We start from the raw sequence: 15,337 nt of genomic DNA, 5'->3' as shown, positions 1-15,337 counted from the left end.
GTCAGGAGCTCTTTCGCATGCGCGGGTCGACGATCGTGTAGATCACGTCGATGAGGAGGTTCATGAGCAGGGTGATCGCGACGAGCACCATCACGAGCGACTGCACGGTGAGCAGGTCGCGGTTGCCCACTGCGTCGAGCAGCATCGAGCCGAGGCCGGGGATCACGAAGACGCGCTCGATCACCACGGCGCCGATGATGAGCGCGGCGATCTGCACGCCGGTCACGGTGATGACCGGGATCGCGGCGTTGCGCATGCCGTGCTTGAGCAGTGCCCCCGTCTTGCTGAGGCCCTTCGCGCGGGCGGTGCGCAAGTAGTCCTCGCTCATGATCTCGAGCACGGCGCTGCGCACGTAGCGGGTGAGGATTGCGCCCTGCACTGATGCGAGGGCGAGCACGGGCAGGAACAGTCGGCGCAGGAACTCGCCGAAGTCCTGGTTCGGGGGCGTCCAGCCGCCCGCGGGGAACCATCCGAGTTGGATGGAGAAGACGATGACGAGCAGGATGCCTGCGAGGAATCCGGGGATCGCGACGCCGAGCTGCGAGACGGCACCGATCGCGATGCCCGAGAAGTTGCGATGGCGCACGGCGGCGATCGTGCCGAGCGGGATCGCGACGAGCAGTGCGACCGCCATCGCGGTGAGGACGAGGATGAGACTCACCTGCAGTCGGTCGATGACGAGGGGGCTGATGTCCTGCCGGGTGACGTAGGAGACGCCGAAGTCGCCGCGCAGCAGGCCGCCAACCCAGTCGAGGTACTGCACGGCGAGGGGACGGTCGGTGCCGAACTGCGCGCGCATCTGCTCGAGCAGCTCGGGGCTGGCGTTGACGCCGAGAGCGACCTGGGCAGGGTCGCCGGGGATGAGCCGCATGAAGAGGAAGACGACGACGGTCGCCACGAGGAACGTCGCCGCGAAGCGCACGAGGTTCACGAGTAGTCGTATGGCCATGGGGCTCCTTGTCGCAGCCCGGATCGGCGGGCTCGGAACGGGGGTACGGGATGGTCCCCGGTCGGGGCGCCGGGGCGCCGCGACCGGGGACCGGGTGTCGCTACTTCCAGGAGAGATCGGTGAGGTTGAGTGCCTCGACGATCGCGTTCTCCGGCACGCCCTCGAGGCCTGCCGTGGTGATCACGATGTTCGGGAAGAGAAACAGCACGCCGCTTGCAGCGTCGTCGACGATCTGCTTCTGCACCTGTTGCATGCCCTCGATGTAGCCGGCCTCGTCTGCGGCGTCGGCCTCGGCTGCGATGGGCGCGATCTTCGAGTTGTCGTAGCCGATGTAGTAGTCGGGGTTGTTGAAAACGGTGAGCAGGTCGCGCGCCTCGACGGCGAGCACCGTGGTCATCTGGTAGTTGTGGTTGGTGAACACGTCCTCGAGCCACACTGCCGGGAACTCCGACGACTCGATGGTGGCGTTGATGCCCACCTCGGCGAGCTGGGAGACCACGATCTCAGAGACGGCCTGCGCGTAAGGGCGAGTCGGAACCTTGAAGGTGATGTCGAGGTTCTCGGCTCCGGCCTCCTTGAGCAGCTCCTTGGCCTTCTCGGGGTCGTACTCGTAGGCGTCGTTGAGATCGACATAGTACGGCTCGAGCGGGGTCACGTAGGTGGCGGTGAGCGAGCCGTAGCCGTTCCAGGCGGTGTCGATGATCGCCTGGCGGTCGAGCGCGTGCAGCACGGCTTGGCGCACCCGCACATCGTCGAAGGGGGCGATGCGGTTGTTGAGCGACAGCGAGATCTCGCCGCTCGAGGTGCCCGAGACGACCTCGAAGGCCGGGTCCTCTTCGAAGGTGCTCACGAGCTCGGGTGCCTGCAGGTTGACGATCGCGTCGACGTCGCCGGTGCGCAGGGCGTTGGTGGTCGCGGTGGCGTCGGCGAGGTACTTGAGTGTGACCTGCTCGACGCCGGGGGCGTCGCCCCAGTAGTCGTCGCGGGTGTCGAGCACAAGGCTCTCGTTCGGGGTCCAGGAGGCGACCTCGTAGGGGCCCGTGCCCACCGGAGCGTTGGCGAGATCGTCGACGCCGCTGGGGCTGAAGATCGCGCCGATGGGGGTGGCGATGTTGAACAGCCAAGCGTTCGAGGGCTGGGTGAGGTGCACCGCGACCTCGGTGTCGGAGAGTACCTCGACGCTTTCGACGACGTCCATCTTGCCCTTGAGGGTGGTGGTCCAGTCGGTCTTGACTCGGTCGAAGCTGAACTTCACGTCGGCGGCGGTGAAGGGCTCGCCGTTCGAGAAGATAACGCCCTCGTTCAGTGTGAAGGTGTAGGTCTTGCGGTCGTCGCTCAGGCTCCACTCCTTGGCGAGCAGCGGGACGATCTCGCCCTCCTGGTTGATCTCGACCAGGCCCTCGTACACGTTCGACATGAGTGCCTGCGGGATCGCCGCGCCGGCGGTGGTGGTGAAGTCGAGGTTCACGGGTGCGGCGGTGAGCGCGATGGTGGCCGAGGTGCGCTCGGCGGTGTCGGCTGCGCCGGTGCTGCCGCCCGAGCCGGCCGAGCAGCCAGCGAGCACGAGCGCCGTGGCCGCCGCGAGTGCCGCGGTGAGGATGAGTGGTGTCTTGCGTCGCATCTTTGCTTCCTGTCGCAGGGAGTGCCGACGGAGTCGGCGTGTCGGGCATGTGACGTTGGGGCGCGGAACCTGCCCCAGGCCATTGTCGTCGGTGCGCGAGGAGCTTTCGAACCGGGAGGACGTCGATCGCGCTCTCGGCACTGAGAGACAAGCAACAGGATAGATGGTAAGGCCACTTGGTGCAACAGAGCCGACCTAGAGACTCGGGCCGGAACGCCCGCCGCCCCTGCCGCGCCGGGCACTAGACTGAAGGCGCCTCTGCCAGACGACGCGCCCCCAAGGAGCCTCAACGTTGACCTCCTCGCACAGCTTCACCGCAGCCTCGCCGGTCTACACCTACCAACGGATCGTCGAGCAGATCGAGCACGCGATCCTCTCGGGCGAATTCCCCGTGGGATCCCAGCTGCCCAGCGAGCGCGACCTGATGGGTCAGTTCGGAGTGAGCCGCCCCACCGTGCGCGAGGCGCTGCGCGTGCTGCAGAGCATGGGGCTGCTCGAACCGCGCCCCGGCACCCGCGGCGGACCCGTGGTGCTCGCACCGTCGCCCGATACGCTCGGGCGATCATTCCGCACCATGCTCGGCACCGCCTCGCTCGATCTCGCTGAGTTGCTGCAGTACCGGATCATCCTCGATGGATCCGCGAGCGAGCTGGCAGCGATCCGCCACACCGACGCAGAGCTCGCGCTCATGCGCGAAGGGATCGAGCGCATGCGGGAGGCGGCCGAGGCCGATGCGCCCGACTTCGCCGACGCCGACCTTGCGTTCCACGAGCGTGTATGGGCGGCGAGCGGCAATCAGATCCTCTCTCTCAGTGGCCACGCCGTCTGGGGTGCGCTGCGCGGCCTGCTGCAGCGCGACGCCGAGCGCAGCCCGGGCGACAACAGCGTCAAGCTCGAATCGGTGCGTATCGACACCGGGCTCTTCGAGGCAATCGAACGGCGCGACGCGACAGAGGCCGGTCGGATCGCCCGCACCGCGCTCGCTGACCGCTTCAGCTCGATGCTGAGCGACCCCGAACAACGGACCCTCGAGCAGTTTCTCGGCCGCGCCCCGTAGCGGACTGCGCTCAGTGGCAGATGCTCCTGCGCAGGGAGCGTACCGCGAGGATGAGGCAGCCGCACGCGACGAGCACCGCGAACCCCAGCACGGCCGGCGCGAGACCGGTGCTGCGAGCCACGAGCCCGAGCCCGAGCACGGGAAGCGCGCTGCCCAGGTAGGTAACGGCGTAGACCAGGTTGACGGTTGACGCATGACGCGACGCGGGTGCCGCTGCGACGGCCGCACCGAACGCCGCCTGGAATGCGACACCCTGCCCGGCGCCGGCGAGGAGGCTGCCGACGACGAAGCAGGCCGGGGCAGACATGGCGGGGGCGACGCCCAGCGCGAGCAGGCCGGCCGCGAAGAGCGAGAGACCGAGAGGTGCGCGCCAGGCCCCCCGCAGCGGCAGCAGCTGCATCGTGGCCGAGGCCAACAGCACGAGCGAGGCGAGCAAGCCGAGCAGCGGGAGCGAGTCGGTCGCCAGCAACTCGGAGAGCAACGAAGGCGCGAGCGACAGGCACAGGCCGAAGAGCGCGAAGCTCGCGAAGCCGACGAGAGCGGCGAATCGAATCGTAGAGTTTGCATCGGCTGGGGCGGTGTCGGAGCAGGCCGGGTGGGCCGTTCTGGCCGTTTTGGCCGCGCTGGCCGTGTCTGTTGGAGGTGCGAAAGCGCTGCGTTTCGCAGTGCAGGGCCTCGTTGTCTCTGAGCGCGGGCAAGACTTTCCTCGGTTGCCGCGTCGCGCCCCGGCCATCGCCTGGCGGCACTCCCGGTGTGGGGCGATCAACAGGATGGCTGGCGCGAGTGCCAGCAGCAGCGCCGACCAGACGAGGAACGGCGCGCTCGTTTCGACTCCGAGCAGTGAGAGTAGCCCGCCCAAGATCGGCCCGGCGGCGACGCCTCCGGAGGTGGCGAGCAGGGTGAGGCGTCCGCTGAGGTCGGAGCGTCCTGCCAGCAAGACGCGCAGGGCGCTCGACCCTGTGCCGGTCGCGGCCGCGATCGCAAGTCCCTGCACCGCCCGTGCGGCACAGAACCAGGCCAACGTCGGGGCGAGTGCAAGAGCGAATGTTGCCGCTGCCGTCGCCACCAGCGCGCAGACCAGCACGGTGCGGCGGTTGAGTTCGTCGCTCAGGCGGCGGAACAACAGCAGCCCTCCGAGCAGGCTCAGTACGTAGCTCGAGAAGGCGACAGTGACGCCGAAGCTGTCGATGCCGAGCCTGCGTTCGATGAGTGGATAGAGAGGCGTGGCGAGGTTTGCCGCGGCGAGCAGGCTGAAGAGGGTGAGGGCGGTCAGCGTCGCACGCAACCTCGGTCGGTGCAGCGCGACGAGGGGTGAGGTCGCGCCGGCGGCGTCGGTTTCCGGGGAGGCGAGGGCAGGGGTGGTGCTCACAGGCGTGTTCGCTTTCGGTTCTGCAGCGGGGGTGGTGCTGCGTTTCGATCCGCGAGCGCGGGGTGCTGCGCTTGCGGGGCCGGGTCGGTGCGCTGACCGCGCCCTGCGAGCTAGTACAGCGACATGCTGCGAATCGTGCAAGCGAGCTGATGCCAATTGATCATTATGATCAATACTGCACGGATAAATAAAGCAGAAAGTGGGCAATATGAGCGGAATCGACGCGACTGACCGTCGCATCCTGACGCTTCTCGACGAGGATGCGCGCATGCCAACCGCCATGATCGCCATGCGGCTCGGCCTCGCTCGGGGCACCGTGCAGACGCGACTCGAGAAGCTGCGTGACTCTGGGGTGCTGCGGCGGCACAGCGCGCGCATCTCGCCGGCCTCGCTTGGCCGCCCTGTGGGGGCGAGCGTGCAGGTCGAACTCGACCAGCACCAGATCGGCGAGGCCGTCGAGGCGCTCGCGAACATCCCCGAGGTGCTCGAGTGCTTCGCGCCCGCGGGCAGCACCGACCTGCTGCTACGTGTGGTCGCGAAAGACCCAGACGACCTCTACCGGGTAAGCGAAGAGATCCGCCTTTGCCCCGGTATCAACCGCACCTCGACCAGCCTCTTCCTGCGCGAGGTCATTCCGTACCGGGTCACCGCGCTGCTCGCGACGGAGGAGTGAGTGGCGGATCCGGGTTCCTGCGCCGCAGCCGCGCCGCGCCGGGGGAGAACCCCGGAAGTCGAACCGCACCCGTTGGGGGCGCTCGATAGCATGGCCGGGTGAGCGAGAACGCGACGAAGAATCAGGCCCCGGATCGCGAAGCCAGGCACGCCGAACGAGCCGAGCGCTATCTGCCAGACGAACTGCTGCACCGCTTTCGCGAGCGAGCCGCCGTGACCGATCGCGAGAACGGCTTCTGCTCCGACGATCTCGCAGAGCTGCGTGAGCGCGGCTACCTCCGACTGTTCGTGCCAGAGGAGTATGGCGGCCCCGGCCTCACCCTGCACGAGGTGTCGCGGCTGCAGCAGCGACTCGCTACAGCAGCCCCGGCGACGGCGCTCGCGATCAACATGCACCTCATGTGCACGGGGGTGGCGCGCGCCATGTTCGTGCGCGGCGACCGCTCCCTCGCGCGTGTCTTCGAGGAGACGATGGCCGGCGAGATGTTCGCCTTTGGCATCAGCGAGCCGGGCAACGATTGGGTGTTGCAGGGGTCGGGCACCCGTGCCGAAGCCGACGGTGAGGGCGGCTACCGTCTCACCGGGGTGAAGATCTTCACCTCCCTCTCGCCTGTCTGGACGCGGCTCATCGTGCACGGTCTCGACGACAGCAACCCCGCACAGCCCACCCTTGTCTTCGGCTTCCTCGAACGCGACGGCGGCGGGGTGACGGTCTCCGACAACTGGAACGTGCTCGGCATGCGGGCCTCGCAGAGCCGCACCACGGTGCTCGACGGCGCGCCCATGCCGGCGGATCGCGTGGCGCGCCGCATTCCTGCGGGCGACCACCCGGATCTCCTCACCTTCGCAATCGCGAGCAACTTTCAGCTGCTGGTGGCCTCCGTCTACGCCGGTGTTGCGCGCCGCGCGCTCGATGTCGCCGCTGAGGGGCTGCGTCGGCGCCGATCCGCCCGCAGCGGCACGAGCCTCGCCGAGGTGCCCGAACACCGCACCAGACTCGCCGACGCCCATCTCGGATACCTCGCGGTGCCCGCACAGCTCGACGCGATCACCCGAGATCTCGACGACGCCGTCGACCACGGCGCACGCTGGCCGCTGCACCTCGTCAGCACCCGCATCAACGCCGCCGACGCGGCCCGTCGCTGCGCCGAGACCGCGCTCATCTGCTCCGGCGGAGCCGGCTTCGATGGCGAACACGAGGCGAGCCGGCTCTACCGCGACGCCGCCGCCGGGCTCTTCCACCCGCCGGGCGTCGACGCTGCCAGACCGATGTTCGCGGCGGCCCTGCTCGACGGCTGACGCGCCCGAACGCCTGCCGCCGATCGTTGCCAGCCGTGCGTGCCGAGAGCGGGAGTGTTACGGTGGGCTGGGACCACACTGTCCGGAAAACGGAGTCAGGGGACATGGGGAAGAAGAACGCAGGGTCGTTGAGACGAGTCTTCGGAGTGCTCGGCAGTTGCGCGCTCGCCGCCGGTTTGCTTGTCGGAGGGCAGGCTGTTGCAGCGCCGGCTCCCGCGCAGGCGCTCGATCTCCCCACCTGGGACGACGTGCAGCGCGCCAAGCAGAACGAGGCCTCGGCGGGCAAGAAGGTCGCCGAGATCGAGGGCCTGCTCTCGCAGAGCCAGCAGGAGCTCGACCGTCTGCGCACTCTTGCGTCCGTCGCTATGGCCGAGCTGAACGCCGCCGAGCAGAACCTCGCGCGTGCCACTGAGAAGCTGCAGAACCTTGAGCGCCAGGCCGAGGAGAGCCGCCAGGAGGCCGAGGCCGCAGCGGATCGCGCAGGCGTCATCGTCGCCCAGATGTACCGCTCCGGCGGTGTCGACCGCAGCATGGAGCTCTTCCTCGACTCGGACGGGAGCACCGCCGACGCCCTCCTCGAGCGCATGGCCTCGATGTCGAAGGCCACCGAGCGCAACACGCAGCTCTCGGAGGAGGCCGAGCAGGCCGCGAACACCGCCGACGCGCTGAGCCAGCAGGCCGAGAGCGCCCGCGCCGAGCGCGAAGTGCTGCGACAGGAGCAGGCCGTGAAGGAGCAGGCCGCCGCCGAGGCCGCGGCCTCGCAGGAAGATCGTGTGCGGGCCCAGGAGGCCCAACAGCGCGAGCTGCAGCTGCAACTCGAAGCGCTCAAGGATGAGACCACCTCCACGGTGGACGGCTACCGCGAGCGCTTGCGCATCGAGGAGGAGCAGCGCATCGCCGCCGAGAAGGAGCGCCAGCGGCAGGCAGCTGAGGCCGCCGAGGCGCTGCGCCGTGCCCAGGAGGAGGCCGCCAAGAACCCCGGTGGTGGCACCGGGGGTGGCGGCGGCGGCGGCGGCGGCGTGATCTCGCCCCCGCCCCCTGTCTCCAGCAACGGATGGGTGCGCCCCACCAGCGGTTACTACGTGTCCGAGGGCTTCCGCTCGCCGGGCCGCTGGAACCACACCGGCATCGACCTCGCCACCGCGTGCTGGACGCCCATCGTGGCCGCCCAGTCAGGCACCGTCACCATGTCCTACTGGGACCCATACGGCGGCGGCAACATGGTGAACATCAACCACCCCAACGGCTGGCAGACCCGCTATGCCCATATGATTCAGTGGGCCAGCGTGAGCGGCGGCCAGTGGGTCAACGCCGGCCAGGTCGTCGGCTACGTCGGCAGCACCGGCGCCAGCACCGGCTGCCACCTCCACTTCGAGATGCGCCCGAACCAAGACAGCGGCTGGTACGACTTCGTGAACCCTGCGTTCTACATCAACTTCTAGAACGCGTCCGCACATACGAGTGAGGGGCTCGGGATCACATGATCCTGAGCCCCTCACTCGTATGTGCGCGCAGCCTCAGTGCTGCTCTGCGAGGCGCTGCTGCCCCGGGGCGCTCGTGCCTCGCGCCCCGGGAATGCCTCAGTGCTGCTCTGCGAGGCGCTGCTGCGCCTCGATGATCAGCTGCTCGGCGTCGGCGGCCGAACCCCAGGCGTCGACCTTCACCCACTTGCCGGGCTCGAGATCCTTGTAGTGCTCGAAGAAGTGCTCGATCTCCTTGCGGGTGTACTCCGGGATATCGGCGACGTCCTGGATATGCGACCAGCGCGGATCCTTGTGCTGCACGGCGATGACCTTGTCGTCGCCGCCGGCCTCGTCGCTCATCTTCAGCACGCCTACCGGGCGCACCTTCACACCCACGCCGGGGAAGACCGGGTAGTCGAGCAGCACGAGCACGTCGAGCGGATCGCCGTCTTCGCCGAGGGTCTCCTCGAAGAAGCCATAGTCGGTCGGGTAGACGAAGCCCGTGTAGAGCACGCGGTCGAGGTACACCCGACCGGTCTCGTGGTCGACCTCGTACTTGTTGCGGCTCCCCTTGGGGATCTCGATGACTGCGTCGAATGCGGCGGCCATGCGCTCCTCTTTCTGTCGCAGAGACAGCAGCTGGCTGCCTCGGTGTGTGTTGCCGGTCTCAGGGTACCCGATGCGTCGCCGAGCGTTGGCGGGGGAGCACGAGCCACGATGCGATGAAGAAGCAGACCGCGCCGATGCAGGTGCCCCAGTCCACGGCCGGTGGCGAGAGCGGATCGCCGTCGGGTTCGATGAAGGCACCGATCGCCGACACTGCGAAGGCCACACAGCCGGCGAGATTCACCACGACCGACCACCACTCGCCCCGTCGCGGATCCCACAGCGTCGTGTGTGCGCTGCGGTAGGCAGCGCACGCGAAGCCCGCGCTGACGAGGAAGGCCAATGAACCGCCGGCGTCCGGGCGCCAGACGAGATGCCGTTCGGCGAGCATCGTTGTCGCCGAGAGCGCAGCAGTGGTGCTGACGTTGAAGAGCAGCGTGCCGACGCTTTGAATCGCGGCTGAGAGCCACTCTGCTCGCAGAGCGCCCCGCCCGTCACTGCCGCGCGGTGGCCCGCTCAGCGCGAGTTGCACAAACCCCGCAGCGGTGAACCACCAGGCCCCGATGAAGAACGCCAGGTTGCCCAGCTGAGGCCCGAGCACTGTCGACAGCCCCGGTGCCGAACCGACGGCAAACAGCGCTGAACCGATCATGAAGAGCACGCTCTGCTTGCGCAGCGTCGGCATCAGCAGGGCTGCCGGCCCTCCGCCGGGCCCGGCGGGGCTGCTGCTCGGCATGGGCGGCTCCGATCGGTGTCTGGCTGTCACGACCAGGGGCGGATCAGTGGGCGAACCCACCGTTGCCGCTGCTGGGCAGCGGGCTTTCCAGTGCGTCGAGGAATGCGACCTCATCGGTGATGGCATCGAGCAGGTGCCCTGCGAGATCGCGACTCAGGCCCACACGCACCACGATCCGCTGCACGACGAGATCCGACATGTTATCGGGCATGGGGTAGGCGGGGACGAGCCAGCCGCGCATGCGGAGGCGATCCGCGAGGTCGAACAGTGTCCAGTTCTTGGTGTGGCCGGCCACCAGGCGCCAGGCGAAGACCGGGATTGTGTCGCCGCGGCTCACCAATTCAAACGCGGGCATCCGCTCGATGGCGGCAGAGAGGAACTGCGCCACTTCGAGCGAGTTCTGCTGCACCACCCGGTAGCCCTCGAAGCCTAGACGCAAGAACTGGTAGTAATGCAGCAGCACCTGCGCGCCGGGGCGCGAGAAGTTGAGCGCGAGCGTCGGCATGTCTCCGCCGAGGTAGCTGACGTGAAAGATGAGGCTCTCCGGGCAGGCCGCGCGGTCGCGCCACACCACCCACCCGACACCGGGGTACACGAGGCCGTACTTGTGGCCGGAGGTGCTGATCGAATTGACCCTGTCGATCGCGAAGTCCCACACCAGCTCCGGCTGGCAGAACGGGGCGACCATCGCGCCCGAGGCGCCGTCGACGTGAATCTTCACATCGACGCCGGTTTCCCGTTCGATCTCGTCGAGCTTCGCCGCGATCTCGCGCACCGGCTCGTACAGCCCGGTGTAGGTCTGCCCGAGAATCGCGACGACGCCGATCGTGCACTCGTCGACGTACTGCTCGAGATGGTGCCCGTCGAGCACAAGATGCTCTTCCGTGACCGGAACGTAGCGGGGCTCCACATCCCAGTAGTTGCAGAACTTCTCCCAGACCACCTGCACGCCCGCAGAGAGCACGAGGTTGGGCCTGTCGGCGGGCTTGCCTTCCGCGCGCCTGCGCTCCTGCCACCGCCGCTTCAGTGCGAGGCCGCCGAGCATGCAGGCTTCTGATGATCCAATCGTCGAAGTGCCGATCGTGTCGTTGATGTCGGGCACGTGCCAGAGGTTCGCGAGCATGCGCCAGCACCGTTCCTCGATGTCGGCGGTGGCGGGATACTCATCCTTGTCGATCATGTTCTTGTCGGCGGCCTCGGCGTAGAGCCGCAGCGCCTCGTCATCCATCCAGGTGGAGACGAAAGTGGCGAGGTTGAGTCGTGAGTTGCCGTCGAGCATGGCCTCGTCGTGCACGATCTGATAGGCGGTGCTCGGCGACATGGCGTGGGTCGGCAGCTCGAACTTCGGCAGTTCCGTCGCTTCACCAGGCCTGACGAACACGGGGTTCACATCGAGCTGCGCACGGGCATCGCCGTCGTGGTGATGACGGTTGACATGAGACATGACTGCTCCTTCGCCGTGACCGGCGCAGGCCCTAACGCCCAGCGCACGTGGTCTTCGTGCACCCTAGCATTTTCGCGGCCTGCCCTGCTGCCCCTCCCGCTAACGTTGATCGCATGGTACAGCGCGCTCTTCTCGACACCAGGCTTGCGGTGCGGCGCGCGCTCGCAGAGTGGTGTATGCGCGATGATTTGGGGGGCGGATCCGCTGCGCTCGTGCTCGTGGGCCTCTCGGGCGGCGCAGACTCGCTGGCGCTCGCGGCGGCCACCGCGTACGAGGCGAGGCGGGCGGGATTGCTGGCCGGTGCGGTGGTTGTGGATCACGGCCTGCAAAGCGGCTCAGCCGATATCGCCGCTGCCGCGGCCCGGCAGGCCGAACAGCTCGGCCTCGCGCCGGTCGTCGTCGAGCAGGTGGCTGTTGAAGCTGGAGGAGCAGGTCCTGAGGCGAACGCGCGCCGCGCCCGCTACGAGGCGTTCGCGCGGGCCGCGGCGCGCACGGGGGCTGCCGCGATCCTCACCGCCCACACCCGCGACGACCAGGCCGAGCAGGTGCTGTTGGCGCTGGCACGAGGTTCCGGCACTCGCAGCCTTGCCGGAATCCCGCAGCGGCGCCGGCTCTCAGAGACCGGCCCCGACACCGCGATCCTGCGCCCCTTCCTCGCATCATCACCCGAGATCACCCGGGCCACCACCGAGGCCGCGTGTGCGGAGGCCGGCCTTGAGCCGTGGCGCGATCCGCACAACAGCGACCCGGCCTTCGCCCGTGTGCGGGTGCGCGAACGGGTGCTGCCCATGCTGGTGGAAGAGCTGGGGCCGGGGATGCCTGCGGCGCTCGCGCGCAGTGCCGATCTCGCACGCGAGGACGCCGATGCGCTCGACGCCCTCGCCGCGGGCATCGCCGCCCGTGCGAATCGCAGCATCCCTGCCGGGGCCTCAGCTCAGGTCGCTCTGCCCGTCGCCGAGCTCGCATCGTTGCCGATGGCGCTGCTCGCGCGGGTGATACGCGTTGTCGCCTCCCGCAATTTCGGCGCTCAGCTGAGCCGCGAGCACACGGCAAGCATTGCCGCGCTGGTCGTCGACTGGCACGGGCAGGGGCCGGTTTTCGTGCCGGGTATCCGCGTCGCTCGTGCGCAATCGCAGCTCGGATTCGCGCGGCAGACGGGTTCTCCGAGAGCGCCGCGCTGATCCGCCCCCGAGCAGTGGAAGAATAGACGCATGGACGCGAAACACCTGGGGGATGACCTCTCCGTCGTACTGCACACCGAAGCCGAGCTTCACGCCCGTCTTGCTGAGATGGCCCGCGAGATTGAGGCCGACTACGCCGACGCGCCGCCGCTGCTCGTCGGCGTGCTCAAGGGCGCCGTCATGGTGATGGCCGATCTCGCCCGCGAGCTGCGCTTTCACGCGCAGATGGACTGGATGGCGGTCTCCTCCTACGGTGCCGGCACGAAGTCGAGCGGTGTCGTGAAGATTCTGAAAGACCTCGACAGCGATATCACGGGGCGCGACGTGCTCATCGTCGAGGACATCATCGACTCGGGCCTCACCCTGGCCTGGCTGAAGGAGAATCTCGAGAGCCGCGGTGCGAAGTCGGTGCGCATCTGCACGATGCTGCGCAAGCCTGAGGCGCTCAAGGTGCAGGTCGATGTGGCCTACGTCGGTTTCGATATTCCCGTGGAGTTCGTGGTGGGATACGGCCTCGACTACGCCGAGGATTACCGCAACCTGCGCGATGTCGCAGTGCTTGCGCCTCACGTCTACAGCTGATCGCGCGGGCCGAGCTCCGCATGCCTGGCGGGGCTCCACCGCTCCGCCCTGAGCGGACAAGCGCCCCAGCGCAGTTCGATGTCAGGGGTATTGGCTACGCTTACGCTTACGGTTGCACCCGCAGCACCGCCCGTCTCGAAAGGCCCCGACTTGGCACAGAACCCGACGAAGAGCACCTCGAAGAGCCGCAAGCTCTTCCGAGGCCCGCTGCTGTACCTGATCGTTGCACCGATCATCGTGCTGCTCGGGTGGTCGCTGCTCTCGGGCGGTGACACCCGCGAGGTCACCACCGAGCGCGGCCTCGAGATGATCTCGAGCGGCCAGGTGAAGCAGGCCGAGATCATCGACGGCGACCAGCGAGTCAATCTCTCGCTCGAAAAGGTCGACAAGAAGGCCGGCACCGACAAGGTCTACTTCTACTATGTGGCGCCGCGCGGCGAGGCCGTGATCGACACTATCGATCAGGCCGATCTGAAGGGCGGCTTCAACGACAAGGTGCCGCAGCCCAACCCGTTGTGGTCGCTGCTCGGCTTCCTGCTGCCGCTGCTGCTCATCGGTCTGCTGATCTGGTGGATGCTGTCATCCATGCAGGGCGGCGGCCGTGGGGTGATGCAGTTCGGCAAGAACAAGGCCAAGCTCGTGTCGAAAGACATGCCGCAGGTCACCTTCGCCGATGTCGCAGGCGCCGACGAGGCCGTCGAAGAGCTACACGAGATCAAAGACTTCCTGCAGGATGCTTCGCGGTTCCAGGCCGTCGGTGCGCGCATCCCGAAGGGCGTGCTGCTGTACGGTCCGCCCGGCACGGGCAAGACACTGCTCGCGCGCGCGGTCGCCGGCGAGGCGGGGGTTCCGTTCTACTCGATCTCGGGCTCCGACTTCGTCGAGATGTTCGTGGGCGTCGGTGCGAGCCGTGTGCGCGACCTCTTCAAGGAAGCCAAGGCAAACGCGCCGGCCATCATCTTCGTCGACGAGATCGACGCTGTCGGCCAGCGCCGCGGCCAGGGCATGGGCGGCGGCCACGATGAGCGCGAACAGACGCTCAACCAGCTCCTCGTCGAGATGGACGGCTTCGACCCCAAGACCAACGTCATCATGATCGCGGCGACCAACCGCCCCGACATGCTCGACCCTGCGCTGCTGCGCCCCGGTCGCTTCGACCGTCAGATCGGTGTCGACGCCCCCGATATGCCCGGGCGTCTCAAGATTCTGCAGGTGCACGCGAAGGGCAAGCCGCTCTCGAAGAACGTCGATCTCGGGGTCGTGGCTCGCAAGACCCCCGGGTTCTCGGGTGCCGACCTCGCCAACGTGCTCAACGAGGCCGCCCTGCTGACGGCGCGCTCCAACGCGCAGCTCATCGACAACCGCGCGCTCGACGAGGCCATTGATCGTGTGATCGCCGGCCCCCAGCGTCGCACCAGAGTGATGAAAGACCGCGAAAAGCTCATCACCGCCTACCACGAGGGCGGTCACGCGCTCGTGGCCGCTGGCCTCAACCACACCGATCCTGTGACGAAGATCACCATCCTGCCCCGGGGCCGTGCCCTCGGCTACACGATGGTCATTCCGCTCGAAGACAAGTACTCGGTGACTCGCAACGAGCTGCAAGACCAGCTCGCCTACGCACTGGGCGGGCGCGTAGCTGAAGAGCTCGTGTTCCACGATCCCACCACGGGTGCTGGAAATGACATCGAAAAGGCCACCGGCACGGCTCGCAAGATGGTCACCGACTACGGCATGTCGGCCACGGTCGGCCCAGTGAAGCTGGGCCAGGCCCAGCCGGGTGCGTTCCTCGGCGAGTTCGGGCAGACCCGCGACTACTCGGAGGGCGTGGCCGTATCGATCGACGCCGAGGTGCGCGCTCTGCTCGAGCAGGCGCACAACGAGGCTTACGAGGTGCTCGTCACCAACCGCGACATCCTCGATGCGCTCGCTCGCGAGCTGCTCGAGAAGGAGACGCTCGACCACGTGCAGATCGCCGAGATCTTCCGTGACGTGAAGAAGCTCCCCGAGCGGCCCACCTGGCTCTCTAACGATGAGCGCCCGGTGTCCAACCGTCCGCCCATCGAGGTGCCCGCCTCGGTTCGCACCGACAACCGCCACCCCGGTGACCACGGCCCGAGCGTTGAAGCGCCGGCCGACGACGCCTCGGCTCAGTCTTCTGGCGCCACGGCAACGTCGGCACCCGGCGGCCATGACGGCACCGATGCTGGCGCTGCCGATGGCAGTGCCGCCGAGGGCACCGTCGAGTCTTCGCACCAGCGCGTCGGTGACGAGCCGCTCGCGCCAGGCGAAACGAGCACGCCTCCCCGCAATCTGGGTGTGCGCGACGCTGGCGACGACCGCGACGACTCCCGCTAG

Annotated in this window: 13 protein-coding genes; 7 read left to right on the top strand and 6 right to left on the bottom strand. The window is 67.9% G+C overall.

Annotation, left to right across the window (positions count from 1 at the left end):
- Window position 1: 1 nt before the first annotated feature.
- Together WFI54_RS06755 and WFI54_RS06750 are read right to left on the bottom strand one after the other, a co-directional pair.
- On the bottom strand, window positions 2-949 hold the full coding sequence (locus tag WFI54_RS06755) for an ABC transporter permease (RefSeq protein ID WP_024355634.1): 948 nt from the start codon (window positions 947-949) through the stop codon (window positions 2-4).
- A gap of 100 nt (window positions 950-1,049) precedes the next feature.
- Window positions 1,050-2,570: an ABC transporter substrate-binding protein gene (locus WFI54_RS06750; RefSeq protein WP_336652026.1), complete on the bottom strand. Its 1,521-nt coding sequence runs from the start codon at window positions 2,568-2,570 to the stop codon at window positions 1,050-1,052.
- A gap of 292 nt (window positions 2,571-2,862) precedes the next feature.
- On the opposite strand from WFI54_RS06750, the gene WFI54_RS06745 reads away from it, so the two are divergent.
- Entirely contained in the window at window positions 2,863-3,627 is a 765-nt protein-coding gene (locus WFI54_RS06745) for a FadR/GntR family transcriptional regulator (RefSeq protein WP_336652025.1), read from the top strand.
- Between the two features lie 10 nt (window positions 3,628-3,637).
- Here WFI54_RS06745 and WFI54_RS06740 read toward each other — a convergent pair whose 3' ends face one another.
- Complete coding sequence (locus tag WFI54_RS06740; protein WP_336652024.1) at window positions 3,638-4,996, bottom strand: MFS transporter; 1,359 nt, start codon at window positions 4,994-4,996, stop codon at window positions 3,638-3,640.
- A 208-nt stretch (window positions 4,997-5,204) separates the two neighbouring features.
- Here WFI54_RS06740 and WFI54_RS06735 point away from each other — a divergent pair, with 208 nt between their 5' ends.
- From WFI54_RS06735 to WFI54_RS06725, 3 genes are all read left to right on the top strand, one after another.
- Window positions 5,205-5,669: an Lrp/AsnC family transcriptional regulator gene (locus WFI54_RS06735; RefSeq protein WP_336652023.1), complete on the top strand. Its 465-nt coding sequence runs from the start codon at window positions 5,205-5,207 to the stop codon at window positions 5,667-5,669.
- Between the two features lie 98 nt (window positions 5,670-5,767).
- On the top strand, window positions 5,768-6,967 hold the full coding sequence (locus WFI54_RS06730) for an acyl-CoA dehydrogenase family protein (protein ID WP_336652022.1): 1,200 nt from the start codon (window positions 5,768-5,770) through the stop codon (window positions 6,965-6,967).
- A 104-nt stretch (window positions 6,968-7,071) separates the two neighbouring features.
- Window positions 7,072-8,409 carry a peptidoglycan DD-metalloendopeptidase family protein gene (locus tag WFI54_RS06725; protein ID WP_336652021.1) on the top strand — a complete coding sequence of 446 codons (1,338 nt, stop codon included), beginning with the start codon at window positions 7,072-7,074 and terminating at the stop codon, window positions 8,407-8,409.
- A gap of 138 nt (window positions 8,410-8,547) precedes the next feature.
- Here the strand turns inward: WFI54_RS06725 and ppa are convergent, their stop codons facing one another.
- From ppa to WFI54_RS06710, 3 genes are read right to left on the bottom strand one after another with little or no spacing between them, the layout of a single operon-like run.
- A complete protein-coding gene (gene ppa, locus WFI54_RS06720) occupies window positions 8,548-9,039 on the bottom strand; it encodes an inorganic diphosphatase (protein ID WP_336652020.1) in 492 nt (163 codons plus the stop codon).
- Between the two features lie 58 nt (window positions 9,040-9,097).
- Window positions 9,098-9,772 (bottom strand): hypothetical protein, encoded by a 675-nt coding sequence (locus tag WFI54_RS06715; RefSeq protein ID WP_336652019.1) that lies wholly within the window; start codon window positions 9,770-9,772, stop codon window positions 9,098-9,100.
- 43 nt (window positions 9,773-9,815) lie between these two features.
- Window positions 9,816-11,216 (bottom strand): glutamate decarboxylase, encoded by a 1,401-nt coding sequence (locus tag WFI54_RS06710; RefSeq protein ID WP_336652018.1) that lies wholly within the window; start codon window positions 11,214-11,216, stop codon window positions 9,816-9,818.
- A gap of 113 nt (window positions 11,217-11,329) precedes the next feature.
- On the opposite strand from WFI54_RS06710, the gene tilS reads away from it, so the two are divergent.
- The 3 genes from tilS (at window position 11,330) to ftsH (ending at window position 15,337) form a co-directional block, all read left to right on the top strand.
- A complete protein-coding gene (tilS, locus tag WFI54_RS06705; RefSeq protein WP_336652017.1) occupies window positions 11,330-12,397 on the top strand; it encodes a tRNA lysidine(34) synthetase TilS in 1,068 nt (355 codons plus the stop codon).
- A 30-nt stretch (window positions 12,398-12,427) separates the two neighbouring features.
- Window positions 12,428-12,979, top strand: a complete 552-nt coding sequence (gene hpt, locus WFI54_RS06700) for a hypoxanthine phosphoribosyltransferase (RefSeq protein ID WP_336652016.1) — start codon at window positions 12,428-12,430, stop codon at window positions 12,977-12,979.
- Between the two features lie 150 nt (window positions 12,980-13,129).
- On the top strand, window positions 13,130-15,337 hold the full coding sequence (gene ftsH / locus WFI54_RS06695; RefSeq protein ID WP_336652015.1) for an ATP-dependent zinc metalloprotease FtsH: 2,208 nt from the start codon (window positions 13,130-13,132) through the stop codon (window positions 15,335-15,337).

This window comes from Leucobacter sp. MMO-125 (assembly GCF_037148395.1).
Taxonomy (GTDB): Bacteria; Actinomycetota; Actinomycetes; order Actinomycetales; family Microbacteriaceae; genus Leucobacter.
The sequence above is the reverse complement of the archived record's forward strand: the minus strand, read 5'-3'. Positions and strand labels throughout refer to the sequence as shown.

What these genes read in the sequence shown, in the direction of transcription:
- WFI54_RS06755 (WP_024355634.1), bottom strand. Translation starts at nt 949, where the DNA reads ATGGCCATACGACTACTCGTGAACCTCGTGCGCTTCGCGGCGACGTTC.
- WFI54_RS06750 (WP_336652026.1), bottom strand. Translation starts at nt 2,570, where the DNA reads ATGCGACGCAAGACACCACTCATCCTCACCGCGGCACTCGCGGCGGCC.
- WFI54_RS06735 (WP_336652023.1), top strand. Translation starts at nt 5,205, where the DNA reads ATGAGCGGAATCGACGCGACTGACCGTCGCATCCTGACGCTTCTCGAC.
- WFI54_RS06725 (WP_336652021.1), top strand. Translation starts at nt 7,072, where the DNA reads ATGGGGAAGAAGAACGCAGGGTCGTTGAGACGAGTCTTCGGAGTGCTC.
- ppa (WP_336652020.1), bottom strand. Translation starts at nt 9,039, where the DNA reads ATGGCCGCCGCATTCGACGCAGTCATCGAGATCCCCAAGGGGAGCCGC.
- WFI54_RS06715 (WP_336652019.1), bottom strand. Translation starts at nt 9,772, where the DNA reads ATGCCGAGCAGCAGCCCCGCCGGGCCCGGCGGAGGGCCGGCAGCCCTG.
- WFI54_RS06710 (WP_336652018.1), bottom strand. Translation starts at nt 11,216, where the DNA reads ATGTCTCATGTCAACCGTCATCACCACGACGGCGATGCCCGTGCGCAG.
- tilS (WP_336652017.1), top strand. Translation starts at nt 11,330, where the DNA reads ATGGTACAGCGCGCTCTTCTCGACACCAGGCTTGCGGTGCGGCGCGCG.
- hpt (WP_336652016.1), top strand. Translation starts at nt 12,428, where the DNA reads ATGGACGCGAAACACCTGGGGGATGACCTCTCCGTCGTACTGCACACC.